The sequence below is a fragment of the Corynebacterium sp. UD i78 genome, from assembly GCF_056280545.1.
Genome location: NZ_JBWCED010000001.1, coordinates 2,439,870 through 2,455,776, shown reverse-complemented (window position 1 = coordinate 2,455,776; position 15,907 = coordinate 2,439,870). Strand labels below are relative to the sequence as shown.

At 68.9% G+C, this 15,907-nt stretch carries 12 protein-coding genes; 6 read left to right on the top strand and 6 right to left on the bottom strand.

Annotation, left to right across the window (positions count from 1 at the left end):
• Nucleotides 1-20: 20 nt before the first annotated feature.
• Nucleotides 21-962 carry an aldo/keto reductase gene (locus ACZ9GM_RS11495; protein ID WP_476037896.1) on the top strand — a complete coding sequence of 314 codons (942 nt, stop codon included), beginning with the start codon at nucleotides 21-23 and terminating at the stop codon, nucleotides 960-962.
• Between the two features lie 191 nt (nucleotides 963-1,153).
• Here the strand turns inward: ACZ9GM_RS11495 and ACZ9GM_RS11490 are convergent, their stop codons facing one another.
• The gene (locus ACZ9GM_RS11490) at nucleotides 1,154-2,044 is read right to left on the bottom strand and encodes a hypothetical protein (protein WP_476037895.1); all 891 of its coding nucleotides are present in this window, start codon (nucleotides 2,042-2,044) and stop codon (nucleotides 1,154-1,156) included.
• Nucleotides 2,045-3,022: 978 nt separating this feature from the next.
• Here ACZ9GM_RS11490 and ACZ9GM_RS11485 point away from each other — a divergent pair.
• Together ACZ9GM_RS11485 and ACZ9GM_RS11480 are read left to right on the top strand one after the other, a co-directional pair.
• Nucleotides 3,023-5,581 (top strand): acyltransferase family protein, encoded by a 2,559-nt coding sequence (locus ACZ9GM_RS11485; RefSeq protein ID WP_476037894.1) that lies wholly within the window; start codon nucleotides 3,023-3,025, stop codon nucleotides 5,579-5,581.
• Nucleotides 5,582-5,688: 107 nt separating this feature from the next.
• Complete coding sequence (locus tag ACZ9GM_RS11480; protein ID WP_291475797.1) at nucleotides 5,689-8,277, top strand: acyltransferase family protein; 2,589 nt, start codon at nucleotides 5,689-5,691, stop codon at nucleotides 8,275-8,277.
• 13 nt (nucleotides 8,278-8,290) lie between these two features.
• Here the strand turns inward: ACZ9GM_RS11480 and ACZ9GM_RS11475 are convergent, their stop codons facing one another.
• The 4 genes from ACZ9GM_RS11475 to ACZ9GM_RS11460 are packed head-to-tail and all read right to left on the bottom strand — an operon-like array spanning nucleotide 8,291 to nucleotide 11,852.
• Nucleotides 8,291-8,614, bottom strand: a complete 324-nt coding sequence (locus ACZ9GM_RS11475) for a hypothetical protein (RefSeq protein ID WP_476037893.1) — start codon at nucleotides 8,612-8,614, stop codon at nucleotides 8,291-8,293.
• Entirely contained in the window at nucleotides 8,535-9,446 is a 912-nt protein-coding gene (locus ACZ9GM_RS11470; RefSeq protein WP_476037892.1) for a hypothetical protein, read from the bottom strand. Before ACZ9GM_RS11470 ends, ACZ9GM_RS11475 begins: the two co-directional genes overlap by 80 nt.
• Nucleotides 9,439-10,104, bottom strand: coding sequence for a class I SAM-dependent methyltransferase (locus ACZ9GM_RS11465; protein WP_291475792.1), 666 nt, complete (start codon nucleotides 10,102-10,104; stop codon nucleotides 9,439-9,441). The genes ACZ9GM_RS11470 and ACZ9GM_RS11465 overlap by 8 nt, the downstream gene beginning before the upstream one ends.
• Before the next feature lie 44 nt (nucleotides 10,105-10,148).
• Entirely contained in the window at nucleotides 10,149-11,852 is a 1,704-nt protein-coding gene (locus ACZ9GM_RS11460) for a glycerol-3-phosphate dehydrogenase/oxidase (protein WP_476037891.1), read from the bottom strand.
• A 262-nt stretch (nucleotides 11,853-12,114) separates the two neighbouring features.
• Between ACZ9GM_RS11460 and ACZ9GM_RS11455 the strand changes: the two genes are divergently transcribed.
• Complete coding sequence (locus ACZ9GM_RS11455) at nucleotides 12,115-13,737, top strand: FAD-binding oxidoreductase (protein WP_476038355.1); 1,623 nt, start codon at nucleotides 12,115-12,117, stop codon at nucleotides 13,735-13,737.
• Nucleotides 13,734-14,711: a diacylglycerol kinase gene (locus ACZ9GM_RS11450; RefSeq protein ID WP_291475785.1), complete on the top strand. Its 978-nt coding sequence runs from the start codon at nucleotides 13,734-13,736 to the stop codon at nucleotides 14,709-14,711. Before ACZ9GM_RS11455 ends, ACZ9GM_RS11450 begins: the two co-directional genes overlap by 4 nt.
• 24 nt (nucleotides 14,712-14,735) lie before the next feature.
• Here the strand turns inward: ACZ9GM_RS11450 and ACZ9GM_RS11445 are convergent, their stop codons facing one another.
• Nucleotides 14,736-15,041 carry a hypothetical protein gene (locus ACZ9GM_RS11445; protein WP_476037890.1) on the bottom strand — a complete coding sequence of 102 codons (306 nt, stop codon included), beginning with the start codon at nucleotides 15,039-15,041 and terminating at the stop codon, nucleotides 14,736-14,738.
• Between the two features lie 49 nt (nucleotides 15,042-15,090).
• Between ACZ9GM_RS11445 and ACZ9GM_RS11440 the strand changes: the two genes are divergently transcribed.
• The gene (locus ACZ9GM_RS11440) at nucleotides 15,091-15,858 is read left to right on the top strand and encodes an SDR family oxidoreductase (RefSeq protein ID WP_291475783.1); all 768 of its coding nucleotides are present in this window, start codon (nucleotides 15,091-15,093) and stop codon (nucleotides 15,856-15,858) included.
• Nucleotides 15,859-15,907: the final 49 nt, after the last annotated feature.

Below are 15,907 nucleotides of genomic sequence, written 5' to 3'. Positions count from 1 at the left end.
GTGGGCGTACCGTGGTCCGCATGACTGACACCCCCGATCTATTCACTGACGCCCTGCCTGTCGTTCTCGGCGGCAACACTTTCGGCTGGACCTCGGACACCGAGGAGTCACATGCCGTGCTGGATGCCTTCGTGTCCGGCGGCGGGTCGCTCATCGACACCGCCGACATGTACTCCCAGTGGGCGGACGGGCTGTCCGGCGGGGAATCGGAGAGCGTGCTCGGTGAGTGGTTCGCGGCGTCCGGAAAGCGCTCTGACGTGGTGCTCGCCACCAAGGTCGGTGCGATTCAGTCGGCGCCCGGCCTGGAGCGCGGCGTGGTTGACCGGAACCTCGACGACTCCCTGGAGCGGCTCCGGACCGACGTCGTGGACCTGTACTACTACCACTACGACGACGAGTCCGTGGGCATCGAGGACCAGGTCGCCACCGCTGCCGCGCTCATCGAGTCCGGCCGGGTGAAGCGCATCGGGCTGTCGAACTACCCGCCGGAGCGAATGCGTGAGTTCCTCACTCTCGCCGCCGGTTCCGCTGCTGTCCCGGCCGCGATCCAGCCGCAGTACAGCCTGCTGGCCCGTGCCGGCTACGAGAACGACTACCGGCGGCTCGCCGAGGTCGCCGGCGCTGCGGTGTTCTCCTACTTCTCCCTGGCCTCGGGCCTGCTCACCGGCAAGTACCGTTCGGCCCACGACATCGCCGGCACCGCCCGCGAATCCATGGTCTCCGGCTACCTCTCCGGGCACGCCGACCCCTTCGCGGTGGTGGAGACCCTCACCACCGTCGCCGAAGGACGCAGCGTGGAGCCCTCCTCTGTCGCCCTGGCCTGGCTGCGGGCCAAGGGTGTGACCGCGCCGATCGCCTCGGCGCGCACCGTGGAGCAGGTCGCACCGCTGCTCACCAGTGCAACCGTGGACCTCGACGAGGACGAGGTCGAGGCGCTCGACGAGGTGTCCGCCGCCTTCTGACATGCGTTGATCCGTGAGTTTTTCCGGTGCGCCAGAGCCTACGCGTCCTCCATCACGACTCGGAACCGTGTGCGCCATCGGGCTCGGTACAGTGCCATCCGGCTGTGACGGTTTCTCGTGGGAATCGACACAGCCGGATGGCGCCAGGATCTGCCGGATGGCGTAGTCCGAGCCCGGACCAGGGCAGGGGCTCATTCCAGTGCGCCAACCACCCGTTCCCGGAGCTTCTCAATCTCCGCCATGGACGCCAGGTTCCCCGCGGTGACCCGGATGACGCGTCCACCACCGTGCTGTAGGGCGGCCAGCACCTCCGAATCATGGTCGCGCTGCTCCCGCTGCCGGTGATGGACCCCGTCGTACATCAGGTGCAGGCCCCGCTCCTCCCACCCCAGGTCACTGACCGTGAGAAGCTTCCCGTCCTCCTTGAACACCGGAATCTGACTCCGCAGCCCCGGCGCCAGATCATTGACGGCCAACCGCAGCAGCGTCTCCTGTGGGGACTCCGCCCCGACGTCGGTACTCCCGAGAACAGACGCCGCGAACATGACATCCACCCCGCCAGGGACTCTGAGCTTGCGGGGATCTGCAGGTGACACATTTCCGATGCTCTGATGAAAAGCATCACTGACCTGGACACACCGTATGAAGTCCGGGGTGAGGTGCGATCGTATCCTGCTGAGGTCGGGAACCTTCCACCGTTGCTCCCGCGAGGCGTCCGGGACGCTGACGGACTCCAGCATGTGCGAGAGGGTCGTGTGTGCATCGGCGCACTTCAACTTCCGGTGATCCTCGTGCACGGGTACTGCTGTCGACCGGTGCAGGTCAAGAAGCCGGGTCGGGTGCAGCAGCACATGATCCGGCGCGCCGGTACGTCGGGTCCCCGTCGACGTGAGAAAGGCGAGCAACTCCTCGTCGACGAAATAACGCATCCCGTAGAAGGATGCTGCGGCGAACCCGGTGGCGATCCGCCCTGGATGACGGATGAGGTGGGCAAGAGCGAGGGTGGCGGGGTGTACGCGTCGTGCCCGTGGGAAATCCGAGTCGGTTGTCGCCGGGAGAAGTTGGTTCACGTGGATGTACATGCCGTAGTCCACCTTCACCCAGTTGTCGCGGAGACCGACCCTGGTAACACCTGCCTTCTTCAGTTCCGCACTTGTCCGTGGCCGGTAGTTCGGTAGCGTCGCGGATCTGTTGCGGTGACGCCATGGAATCCGGCCGATGTACCAGTCGCTCGGCCGACATTCGTACTCCAGTGGCAGGAATGATCCTCCGATGGACGATCCTGTGCGGGTTGATGGTGCATGCCCTGATGGTGTGTGATCGCGGGCCCCTGCCCCCGACTCTCCCCCGATAGTCATGGTGACAGTCAACTACACCGTGACGCGTTCGTCTTCAGAACGTCAGACGTGAGGCGCTCCGCGCGTGTGACGCCATTCGGCTGTGTCCAGCGCCATCCGGCTGTGTCGATTCTCGCGAGGAACCGTCACAGCCGGATGGCGCTGAACCGAACCCGATGGCGCAGACAGGGAGGGGAGTGCGTGAGGGCGAAACAGGAAGGGGAAACGCACGCAGGGCAGGGCGCAGGGCAGGACGCAGGGCAGGATGCACGCGGCACGCGGCCCCACGGCGGAAGCCTCCACCTACCGCTTCGTCACGAGGCCCCGCCCGATCAGCCGGGTGACCAGCAGGTACCCCGGCCGGGTGAAGCGCTTCGGGTACCAGCCGAACAGCCGCCACGCCGTCCGGCGCCACGACGAGCAGCCGTGGTCGCGGTGCAGGTCGCCATGCCCGGCATGCTCACCAGTCCCGCCGCGGAGACGGTGAACACCAGCTGTCCACCGACGGTGATGCCGGCACGGCGGGCGCATCGTCGAGACCGGTGAGGAGGACAGAGGCCCGGCGTCGGGGGAAGGGGGCGCCAGTCCCAGGCCCGGCCCGGAGGCCGCTCCCGTGACGAGGACGTGTTGACCGACGCTGCGCCGTGGACACCGTCACTTCATTGATGACAGCATGTCCGGAGTGTATCGGGACAGGGGTGGGTCGGTACGGTGGTTCCCGATATGACTACGTCCAGTTCCGGTGGCGGCGCCCGCGCCAGCGCCACTGCCCGTGCCACTGCGGGTGCTTCAACCACTGCCGGCGCCACGCGTCGCCCCTACCGTCGGGACATCGACGGGCTGCGCGGTCTCGCCATCGCCCTCGTGGTGGTCTTCCACGTGTTCGTCGGCCGGGTGTCCTCCGGCGTCGACGTGTTCCTGCTGGTCGGTGGCATCTTCTTCTTCGGCCCGCAGATCCGCAATGCGCTGAACCCCACCGGGCAGACCCTCATCCAGTCGGTCGTGCGCCTGCTCCGGCGCCTGTATCCGGCGCTGCTCGTCGTCGTCACGGTCACCCTGGCCGCCGGCTTCGCCGTCTACGCGCGGGCGCGCTGGGCACAGACCGCGGAGGACGCCGCGGCGTCCCTCACCTACCGGCAGAACCTCCACCTCGCCGACCAGGGGCAGGATTACGCGGCGGTGGGACGCGACGTCAGCCTCTACCAGCACATCTGGTCGATGTCGGCGCAGCTGCAGATCTACCTCGGCAGCCTGCTCGTCATCGTGGTGCTGGCGTGGCTGCTGAAGAGGGTGCCGCTGCGGTTCCCGGGCCTGTCGCTGCACTGGCTGCTCGTCATCGCGACGGCCGCGAGCTTCGTCTATGCGGTGCACCTGCACGGCACGGACCAGGGCTGGAACTACTACTCGCCGCTGAGCCGCTTCTGGGAGATCGGTCTCGGTGGCCTGCTGGGTATCTGGCTGGTCCACAAGGAAACCCCGACCCGCCTGGCCTGGGCGCGCTGGCCTGCGGGCGTGGTCGGTGTCGCGCTGATCATCGGCACCGGCTTCTTCCTCGACGGTGCCGACCAGTTCCCCGGTCCCTGGACGCTCGTCCCGCTCGCCGGTGCGACGCTGGTCGTCCTGGCGGGTAACCCGGTCGCCGACGGTCGCGGCGCAGAGGGTGTCTCCGCCCTGCTGGACACCGCCCCGTTCCAGACGCTGGGCCGGATCTCCTACAGCCTCTACCTGTGGCACTGGCCGCTGCTGGCATTGGCGACGTTCCAGTTCTCGGACGTCCTCGGCAACCGCTCGACCGGTGTCCAGGGCATCACCGCGACCCTGGGGACGAAGAAGGGCCTGGTCATCGGCGCCGCGGTCATCTTCATCTCGCTGGTGCTCGCCTGGGCGACGGAGAAGTACATCGAGACGCCGCTGCGTCAGACCCGCAAGCCCGCCCGCGCGTGGCTGCCGTCCCGCACCGCCGTGAAGGATGCCGTGAGCCACCGTGCCGGGGTCGCCGTCGCGGTGGTGACTGTGGTGGCGACGGTGGGCGTCCTTGCCGCGGGTCCGGTGATCCAGAACCGTGACGACGCCCGCCTGGCGGCCCAGGACGACGAGAATCTTGACCCGGCGCAGTACCCGGGTCCGCGGGCGTTCCTGGAGGACGCGCCGGTACCCGAGGATGTGGAGGTGCGCCCGGATCCGACGAATGAGGAACATATGCTCCCGCGTACCCAGCCCGACGGCTGCTACGCCCGCTTCGAGGACACGGACCTCATCCGGACCCACGACTTCAACGGCACTGACGAGCCCTGTGCCTACGGCGACGTGAATTCCGCGCGCACCATGTACCTCGCCGGCGGGTCGCATTCCGAGCACTTCCTGCCTGCCCTGGACGTCATCGGACGTCAGCAGGGCATCAAGATCGTCCCGGTGCTGAAGATGGGCTGCGTGCTGGGGATGAGTCTGCCGAAGCTCGACGGTGAGGACTACCCGGAGTGCGACGAGTGGGACGGTAAGGCCCAGCAGTTCATCTTCGACAACCCACCCACCGACGGCGTGTTCATGACCGTCACCCGACCGACGACGATCGAGGGTGACGGCCCGGACCAGACCCCGCCGGAGTACGTCGACCAGGTGAAGAAGTTCTCGGACGCCGGGATCCACACCTGGGGTGTCCGCGACACCCCGTGGGCGATGCAGGCCCCGGGCGTGCAGGGCAACGGCCGACTCTGTGTCGCGGAGGATCTCGGCAGTGGCCCGACGGCGGACTGCGGCACCGATGAGCACTCTTCGATGGCTGAAGTGAACCCCGCCCTGGTGGCGCTGGCGGGCCTCGACGTCTCCGAACTCGACGTCACCGCCGCCCTGTGCCGGGACGGACGCTGCCCGGCGGTCATCGGCAATGTGCTGGTCTACCGCGACGGTCAGCACTTCAGCGATGTCTTCTCCCGGATGCTCGCCCCGGAACTGGAGCGGCAGATGTTCGACCCGGCGGCGGTCGCCGAGATGGAGGCGGCACAGGTCGCGGCGGTCGAGGAGGCCGGGACGACCGGTGCCGCTGCGGCCGGACCGACCGCCAAGGACGTCTTCCGCATCCCCAAGTCCTGGGAGGCGGAGGACCTCCCGGAGGACGACGGAGAGCCCGGGGAATCTTCTGAGGACGACCCGGGGGACGACCCGGGGGACTATCCGGGGGACGACTCCGGGGAGTACCCGGACGAGTACCCGGACGGGTATCCCGGGGAGGTCCCGGATGCCGGGGAGTCCCAGGAGGTACCGCCCGGCCTCCTCCCGTACTAGCGGTCGGATCAGCGGCCAGGCCTCTGTCGGGAGGTCCCCCGGTTCCCGTGTAACGGCGCGCCGCATTGCGGCGATAGGCACCGGACCCGGTAGGCTGTCTATCCGCCATGAAAGAACCCTCTGATCCGCCGGTGCCTCCACGCCGCACGCTGACGCACCGCCACGACATCGACGGTCTCCGGGGGCTCGCTATCGCCCTCGTGGTGATCTTCCATGTGTTCGTCGGCCGGGTGTCCTCCGGTGTGGACGTGTTCCTGCTCATCGGCGGTATCTTCTTCTTCGGCCCGCAGATCCGCAATGCGCTGGACCCGCGCGGTCTGACGATCGTGCAGTCGTTCCTCCGGATCTTCCGGCGCCTCTATCCGGCCCTGGTGGTGGTTGTCGCCGTCACCCTTGCGGCTGCGGTCGCGGTGTACGCGCAGGTCCGCTGGGCGCATGCCGGGCAGGACGCCGTGGCCTCCCTCCTGTACTTCCAGAACCTCAACCTGGCGTCCGAGGGGCAGGACTATTCGGCGATCGGCACGGATGTCAGCCTCTACCAGCACATCTGGTCGATGTCGGCGCAGCTGCAGGTCTACCTCGGCTCACTGCTGGTCATCACTCTCGTTGTCGGTGCCATCAGCCTGGTCTTCCGCAAGCCCACCGGCAGCCGAGTCACGCGGACGCTGGTCATGGTCGCCACCGTGGCGTCCTTCGTCTACGCGGTCCACCTGCACGGCACCGACCAGGGCCTGAACTACTACTCGCCGCTGAGCCGCTTCTGGGAGATCGGCCTCGGTGGCATCTTCGGGTTCTACCTGCTGCGTCGTCCGGTGCCCCGGTGGGTGCGTTGGCCGGCTGGCTTGATCGGCCTGGCGCTGATCATCGGCACCGGTCTCTTCCTCGACGGCGCGGCGCAGTTCCCCGGCCCGCTGACGCTCATCCCGCTCGCCGGTGCCGCGTTGGTGATCCTCGCGGGCAACCCCGTCAAGGGCGACACGGACGGGGAGGTCGGCCTGGTGGGTGTCACGGCACTGCTGTCGACCCGTCCGTTCCAGAGCCTGGGCCGGATGTCCTACAGCCTGTACCTGTGGCACTGGCCGCTGCTGACGCTGGGGACCTTCTACTTCGCCACCGGCACGGTCACCAACGCCGGTGGCCTCAGCGGCATCACCGCCACCCTCGGCAACCGTCGTGGACTGGCCGTCGGCCTCGGCGTCATCCTGGTCTCCCTGGTGCTGGCCTGGCTGACGAACCGCTACATCGAGAAGCCGCTGCAGCAGGGCCGCAAGCCCGTCCGCTCCTGGATCATCGGCGACCGCGGTTACCTCTACCCGTCGCTCGGTACGGGCTCAGGCAAGGTCAAGGCCGGCGCCGCGGTACTCCTCACCGTGCTGACCGCGGCGGTTCTCGCGTTCCAGCCGTGGGTCGAGGCACGCAATGACGAACGTGCCCAGGCACTGTCGGTCGACGATGTCGACCCGGAGCAGTACCCCGGCCCGGCCGCGCTGCTCGACGGTGCACCGGTGCCGGAGGTCGACCAGATCCTGCCCGACCCGATCGATGACGGGCCGATGATGGCGGACACGCTCAAGGACGGCTGCGTCGCCCACTTCGAGCACTCCGACCTGATCTTCACGAAGTGGTTCAACGAGGACGACGAGCCCTGCGAGTACGGCGATGTCGAGTCCGACCGCACCATGTACCTCGTCGGTGGTTCCCACTCCGAGCACTACCTGCCGGCCCTCGACCTCATCGCCAAGCAGCGTCACATCAAGATCATCCCGATCATCAAGCTGGGCTGCGTCCTCGGCATGGGCGATCTGCCGAAGTGGGACGGCAGTGACTACCCGGAGTGTGCGGAATGGGACCAGAAGGCCCAGGACTACATCTTCGACAACCCGCCGACCGACGGTGTCTTCATGACCGTCACCCGGCCGACGACGATCCAGGGCGACGGTCCGGACCAGGTGCCCGCGGAGTACCACGACATGGTCAAGCGACTGTCGGACGCCGGGATCCACACCTGGGGTGTCCGCGACACCCCCTGGATCCTCGACCGTCCGGGTGCCCAGGGCAATGCCCGCGTCTGTGTCGCCGACGGTGACTACGAGCGGGACAACCCGGAGAAGGACTGCGGTGTCGACCGGGCGGAGGCGATGAGCCCGGTGAACCCGGCCATCGAGGCCTACGCGGGTCTCGACGTCACGGAGATCGACATCACCGATGCGGTGTGCACTGAGACCCGGTGCCCGGGTGTGGTCGGCAATGTCCTGCTCTACCGCGATGCGCAGCACTTCACGAACCTCTACGCGGCGATGCTCGCCCCGGAGATCTACCGGCAGATGTACGACGGTGGGTCCATCAGCGGTTCCGCCGTGCCATCGGGAGCCCCGGTCGAGGGTGCACCCGGTGCGGAGCCGGCTCTCCCGGCGCCCAAGGACGTGACCCGGATGGCGAAGCCGCTGGAGAAGGGCTACGTCGAGTCCGATCCCTCGCTGCTGGCGGAGCGGGGCGCCACCTCCTCGGAGGCGCCCACGACAGAAGCCCCCGTGCCGGAACCGGAGCCGGAACCTGAGCCCGTGGCACCGCCGTTCGTCGACATGGACGGCGACGGCTACGACGACAACACCTTCGGCCTGGGCTTCGGGTTCAACTACAACCCCAACGGCTACGGCGGGGGTTACGGCTACGGCGGCGGAGGCTACGGCTACTAGCGGGTGCCCGGTCCTATTCGGCGAGGTCGCCGAGGGTCGAGGAGAGCGGCAGGCCCTCCCAGGAACCGGCGGCGAGGCTACCGGTGCCCAGGGACCCGGCGGTGGAGATAAGGGAGCCGAGGACGTCGGTCTCGGGGACGGAGCCGACGACCATGGTGAGCAGGCCGTCGATCGTGGTGTTGCCGGTGGCGCCCTCGGCGGACGCCGCACCCGCGGCGTCGGAGGAGGCCCCGGAGGAGGAGAAGGGGGCAGGCAGGTCAGCAGCGGAGGCGACACCCGTCAGACCGGCCGCGGCCAGGCCGGAGGCGGCGGCGACAGCGGCGAGACGATGACGCATCGGGGAGTGGGTGCGGGCCGGGCGTGCACGGTGACGACCGGCGGCAGGGGAGACGGTGGTGGTGCGCGAGGAGGAAGTCATGGACAACAGTATTGCCGCCCACACCTCTGTGATCAAGCGCACCACCAGTCACACGGCGTCCCCGCTGTCCCCGGTCGTCCCCCTCGTCACTGACCGACATGAGGTCGTGCACCGTCGCGAACTCGTCGAGCCCCATCGACTCGAGCATACCCGGGCCCTCCGTGGGCCAGACCTCGTCGCCGTGGACCGGCAGGAAACTCAGGGAGTCCCCGTCCGGCAGGCAGAAGACGACGGTGTCCTGCGCGGTGAGATTGAGCAGGGCGTCCCCCAGCAGATCATCGGGGAACAGGGTCACGAGGATGACGTCCGCCGGACCCTCCGCCCCGTCGGCGGTGTCTTCACCGACGAGCTCCGGCAGGGAGGTGCGGATCTCCGGGGTGGCACGGATGCCCTCGAGGTAGGCCTGGGCGAGATTCTGCCGGTGGAGCCGCTGATTCGTGTCGTCGTCCTGCAGGGTGCGCACGAACATCGGGGCGCCGGGGGTCAGCATCGCCTCGGGTTCGGTCTCCTGCTCGACCGCCCATTCTGCGTAGCTGCGCATCTCGGGTTTCGCCTCACCCGAGAGGAACTGCAGGTCCTGGGTGGCGGCGAACTTCGCCTCCGAGAGTTTCGCGGCGGTCCCGGCCAGCGGGGCGTTGATCCCGTAGTAGGACCACTGGGGACTGCTGGTCGGGTCGTGGCGGAACACGACCTGGGCAACAGCGCTGCCGGCGTTACCGGCACTGCCGGCGCCGCTATCCGACTCATTCATGGGGCACCTCCGGTTCAAGGATCGCGACGAGGAATCCGGCGTCCGGTGCAGCGTCGGCACCACCGGCACCACCGGCACCACCGGCACGGGGTCGCAGATCCCAGGAACTGTACTCCTGGCTGATCCGCAGCCCGACCGCCGCGGCGTCCTCACTGAAGGCGGTGTGGTCGCGACCGCGGTCGAGTCCGAACCCGACGACGAGGCGTCCTCCCGGGGCCAGACGCTTCTTCAGGACGCCGAGGGCGGCGCGATGCGCCGGGTCCGGGATGAAGGCCAGCACGTTGCCGGCCGAGACGATGAGGTCGAAAGGGCCGGCCGGGACCTCGGCGTCCACGGAGAGGTCGCCGGTGTGCCAGTCGACGCCGGGGTAGCGTCCACGGGCGTAGTCGACGAGGGCAGGGTCGATGTCCACGCCGGTGAGCTGCAGGTTGCGCCCTGTGTTCCCGGTCGCGGCGTTCCTGGCGGCAAGGTAGCCGGCAAGGCGCCCGGTGCCCGCCCCGGCGTCGAGGATCCGGTCTCCGTCGGACGCCAGGGCGTCGATGAGGCGTGCTTCCCCGTTGATGTCCCGGCCCTGTGCCTCGAAGGATTCCCACCGCGCGATGTAGTTGCGCGAATGATCCGGATTCCGGTCAGTGACCTCGGTCCAGCTGGTGATCATGGGGTCCAGTATGCCGCAGGACGGCGGGTCGGTTCAGATGCGGCTCAGACCAGCGTCGGCAGGACCTCGTCGAGGATCTCCCGGGCGGTCTGCTCCGCGGCCGCCCGGTCGCCGTCCACCAGGCCGATCCGGGTACGCCGGTCCAGCAGATCGTCGACGGTCAGCGCCCCCTCATGGGTGACATGGAACTCGAACTCGGCGCGGGTCACGTCGATGTCGCGGGTGGGCCCGACAGACTCCAGTGGGCGTCCGACGGTGGCGCCGGCGACCACCGCCGGGGCCTCGAACCCGAACCGGTCGACCAGTGAGGCCGGCAGTCCGGCGACATCCGCCGGCGAGATGCCGACGGCCGCATCGGAGCCGGGCGCGCCGATCAGCGGGGTGTTCTCGGTGACACACGGTCCAGCGTGGATGCCCGAGTCAGCGAGGATGGACGCCACGAGGTCCACCGTCTGCTCCGCCATCAGCCGGTACTCGGTGAGCTTGCCGCCGGTGACGGTGACGAGATTGCACGCGGTATCGCCGCCGCCCGAGGCGTCCTTCCCGCGCAGGATGATGTGTTCACGGGAGAGGTCGGCGGTGGAGGAGTCGGCGTCCTCGGTGAACTGCACCAGCGGACGCAGCCCGGCGAAGGCGCCGAGGACGTCGCCGGGGGTCAGATCGACGGCGAGAGCCTGGTTGACGACGTCGAGGATGAAGCGGACATCGGAGTCCGGCACCTCGGGCACGTCCGGGATCACGTCGGAGCCGTAGTCCTCGTCGGTGATGCCGACGTAGCAGCGGCCGAGCTGCTCGGGGAGGATGAAGCAGAACCGGGTGCCGTGGCCGGGGACCGGGACGGTCAACGCGCCGGTCGGGTTGCCGACTTTGTCGGCGTCGATGACCAGGTGGGTGCCGCGCGAGGGGCGGATCTTCACCTGGGGCTCCATATCGCCGGCCCAGACGCCGGTGGCGTTGACGATGACGCCCGCCTCGACCTGGAACGGGATGCCGTCGGCCGCGCCGGTGCCGCCGGTACCGCTGGTGCCGGAGGTGTCGAGAGTATCGCTGAGGGTGACGCGTCCGCCGGTGCCGTCCGCGACGATGTCGGTGGCGCGGGTGTAGGTGAGGATGCGGGCGCCGTAGCCGGCGGCGGTGCGGGCCAGGGCGGTGACGAGGCGGGCGTCGTCGACCAGCTGCCCGTCATTGTTGACGTAGCCGAAACGCAGGTCAGAGGTCTCGACCGCCGGGCAGAGCCCGATGACCTTCTTCTTCGACACGGTGCGGGAGCGCGGCAGGGTCTTCCCGGAGGTGCCGGCGAGGACGCGCAGGATGTCGCCGCCGAGGAAGCCGAGGCGGGACAGGATGTTCACCGGCAGCGGGTAGCGGTCCTGGACCGGGGTGACCTGCGGGAGCGTGCGGGTGAGGTGAGGTGCGGTGGACTCCATGAGGATGCCCCGTTCCCGTGCCGAACGCTTCGCGATACCGACGTGGCCGCTGGCGAGGTAGCGCAGGCCGCCGTGGGCGAGCTTCGAGGACCAGCGTGAGGTGCCGAAGGCGAGGTCGTGGGCGTCGACGAGGAGGACGTCGAGACCACGTGTCGCGGCATCCAACGCGATACCCGCACCGGTCACGCCACCACCGATGACCAGGACATCCACCCGTTCCGGGCCTTGGGCGGCGTTGGCGGAACGGGCCTGCAGCTCCGCGAGGTCACGGGCCCGGCGGGCGGCGTGCAGACGGGCGGCGGTGGCGTCGAAATGCGGCATGGTGTCGAGCATAAGTGCCGGGCGGACGCCGCGGGGGAGGTTGGACTCACCGGACGACCGGCGTCTCGCACGCCACCGGACCTACCACCCCACTTAGCAGGTGTGAAGACAGGTGGTAAGGCGGGTGGTGAGTCGCGCTTCCCCGGGACCGTCCCCGGACCTTCGCCGAACCGGGCCCGCGGCGTCCGGCACGCCGGTAGGCTGCACAGCCATGACCAACGATGCTGTGACCGGCACTTCCGCCGGCGTCTCGCTGCCGCCGATGAAGTTCAACCTCTGGGGGGCTGTGGAGGAGGCGAAACCGCTGGGGGACTCGACCCGGAAAATGCTCGCCAAGCTCATGGGCGTCACCGGGGGCGGCGGCACCGCCGCGAAGGACGTGGCCGTCGCAGACATCCGGCTCACCCCGGTCCGGCTGGACGCGGGTGACCTCACCGCCCTCGCCGACATCGTCGGCGCGGACCACCTCACCACCGAGGACGCCCAGCGCGCCCCTCGGTCCCGCGGCAAATCCTCCCTCGACCTGCTGGAATGGCGGGCCGGCGCAGCGGGGCAGGAGATCTCCGCGCCGGACGCCGTCATCGCCCCGGGCACCGATGACGAGGTCCTCAAGGTGCTGCAGTACTGCACGGAGCACAATATCGCCGTCGTGCCCTTCGGCGGCGGCACCTCCGTCGTCGGCGGGCTCACCCCCTTCCATGAGGACGGCGGCCACGGGTACGCCGGTGTCGTCAGCCTCGACCTCGCCCGCTTCGACACCCTCAGCGACGTCGACCCGGTCTCCGGTCTCGCCACCTTCGGCGCCGGACTCTCCGGCCCCGCCGCCGAGCTCAAGCTCGTCGAGCACGGCCTGCAGATCGGTCACTACCCGCAGTCCTTCCCCTACGCCACGATCGGCGGGTACGCGGTCACCCGCTCCTCGGGACAGAACTCCGCAGGGTACGGCCGATTCGACGACATGGTCCGCGAACTGACCCTGGTCACCCCGTCGGGGATCATGACGGTGGGCCAGGCGTCCCCGGCATCCGCGGCAGGTCCGGACCTGCGCGAACTGGTCATGGGGTCGGAGGGGGCCTTCGGCGTGGTGACGTCCGTCCGGCTGCGCGTCCATCCGGTGCCGCAGGTCAAGCGCTACGAGGCCTTCACCTTCCCCGACTTCGCGACCGGCGTCGCCGCGCTGCGCGCCGTCAAACAGACCGGCACCGGGCCTACCGTCATCCGGCTCTCCGACGAGATCGAGTCCTCCATCAACCTCTCCTCCGGCGACAAGGCCGGCGAGACCCAGGCCCCGCCCGGCTGCATGTGCATCACCATGTTCGAGGGGATGCCCGAGCACGCGGCGTCCCGCCACTCCGAGACCCGTGACCTGCTGCTCGCGCACGGTGCGACGAGCGTCGGCGAGGACCCGGCACGACACTGGGAGCAGGGGCGCTTCAACGCCCCCGTGCTCCGCGACTCCCTGCTGGACGCCGGTGCGCTGTGCGAGACCCTTGAGACCGCCACCGACTGGGCGAACGTCCCCCGGCTGAAGAGAGCCGTCGGGGAGGCGCTGGCGTCGTCCCTGAACCCGTCGGGGACGATGGCGCTGATCATGTGCCACGTCTCCCACGTCTACGCCGAGGGCTGCTCGCTGTACTTCACCATCGTCGCAGCGCAGCAGGGTGATCCGGTGGCGCAGTGGCGCGCCACGAAGACCGCCGTCACCCGCGCGCTGACCGAGAACGGCGGCACCGTCACCCACCACCACGCCGTCGGCAACGACCACCGACCCTTCATGGACGCCGAGATCGGGGAGCTGGGTGTGGCCGTCCTGCAGGCCGTGAAACAGCGGCTCGATCCGGCGGGGATCATGAATCCCGGCACGCTGGTTGAGGCGACCTCATGAGCGGGCAGGACGGGGCCTACGAGGTCGGCCACGTGGACCTGCAGCGCGTGGCACTGCTGACCAACCCTCACGCCGGGAAAGGACGTGCCGGGCTGTCCGCGGAGATCGCCCGGGGACGCTTCGCGCAGCACGGCATCGACGTCGTCACCATCCAGGGCGCGGATCCGGAAGGTGCCCGTGACCTGGCGCGGCAGATGGTCGAGGACCCGGAGGTGGACGCGCTGGTGGTGTGCGGCGGCGACGGGCTGATCAACCTCGCACTGCAGGAGCAGGCCGGGTCCGGTGTGCCGCTGGGCATCATCCCGGCGGGCACCGGCAACGACCACGCCCGTGAGTACGGCATCCCGACGCACCCGCGCCGGGCGGCGGATATCATCGCCCGCGGGTTCTACACCACCACTGACCTGGGGCGGATGCGCGCGCTTGAGGGGAAGGACGCCGGCCGCGAGCACTGGTTCGGCACCATTGCCTGTGCCGGTTTCGACTCGCTGGTCAGTGACCGGACGAACCGGATCGTCTGGCCGAAGGGGCAGATGCGCTACAACCTGTCCATCGTCGCGGAGTTCCTCAACTTCCATTCCCTTCCGACGCGGCTCGTTCTCGACCCGGACACCCCGGAGGCGCGGGTAATCGAGGAGAACATGACGCTCGTCGCCGTGGGCAACACCAAGAGCTACGGCGGAGGCATGCTCATCTGCCCGGACGCCGACCACCACGACGGCATCCTCGACATCACCGTGCTGGAGCGGATGGGCCGGGCGAAAGCGGCGTTCAAGTTCATCAAGATCTTCGACGGCAGCTTCGTCGAGGAGGAGGGCGTGAACACCTACCGGGCGAAGAAGGTGCACATCGAGATGACGGACAGGCGTGGCAGGCGCATCAACGGTTACGCTGACGGTGACTGCTTCGCACCGTTGCCGATGGAGGTCGAGCTGGTCCCGGGTGCAGGACGCTACCTCGTGCCCCGGCCCTGACGAACCGGCCAATAAGTGCGCGGGTCAGTGAGTTGCCGGGACGCCGGCCGCGAGCTTCGCGGCCTCGATACCGTTGGTCCTGGTGGGGGACTCGGTGACAGGTGCGTCCGGCACGCCGGCGGCGAGCTTCGCCGCCTCGACCCCGCTGATGTGGGCCGCGTGCTCCGGAGACGCGGAGGTGGCGTCCTTCCCGGAGGTCTTCTTCCCGCTGGAACCGGTGAGCTTCCGGATCACCTTGCCGGCCAGGACCGGGCGGTCGATCTGCGCGCGGGTCAGGGCGACGTTCTTCGCGTGCGCGGTGCGGGTCTTCAGGCTGCTCAGGGCGGTCATGGCTCTGAGCCTAGCGGGTGGCGGAGGGGCGGGCGGTACGATCGCCCACATGACTGCTGAGAACCAGACCTCATACCGCCGCCTCGCCGTTGTCACCGGAGCCTCCGCCGGTATCGGGGAGGCCACCGCCGTCTCGCTGGCCGTCGACGGATGGGACGTGGTCCTCGCGTCGCGGCGTCCGGAGAAGCTGGAGGCCGTGGCGTCCCGCATCAACGAGGAGGCGCCGGACGCCACCACCCACATCGTGAAGGTGGACGTCACCGACAAGGAGTCGGTGGCTGACCTGGCCGCCCGCGTCGCCGAGTTCGGCGGGGTGGATCTGCTGGTCAACAACGCCGGCGGCGCCCGGGGGCTCGACAGTGTCGTCGACGGGGACGTCGAGGACTGGCGCTGGATGTACGAGGCGAATGTCATCGGCACGCTGCAGGTCACGCAGGCGCTGTTCGGTGAACTGACGAGGACGCCTGCCCCGCAGGTCATCAACATCGTCTCCATCGCGGGACGCTGGGGCTACCGTGGCGGGGCCGGTTACAATGCCGCGAAGTTCGGCGAGACCGCGCTGAGTGACGTCATGCGCATCGAGTTCGCGGAGAAGGGCGTGCGTGTCTGCCAGATCGACCCGGGCCGGGTGGAGACCGAGTTCAGCCTCAACCGCTTCAAGGGGGACGCCGCGAAGGCGGACGCGGTGTACGAGGACGTCATCAACCTGCAGGCCGAGGACATCGCCGAGACTGTTCGGTGGGTCGCGGACCGGCCGGCGCACATGGACGTCGACACGGTGATGATCCGGCCGGTGGACCAGAACCTCAAGGCGTAGGGGAAGGTCTGCGCCGAGTCTGCGCCGAGTCTGCGCCGAGTCTGCGCCG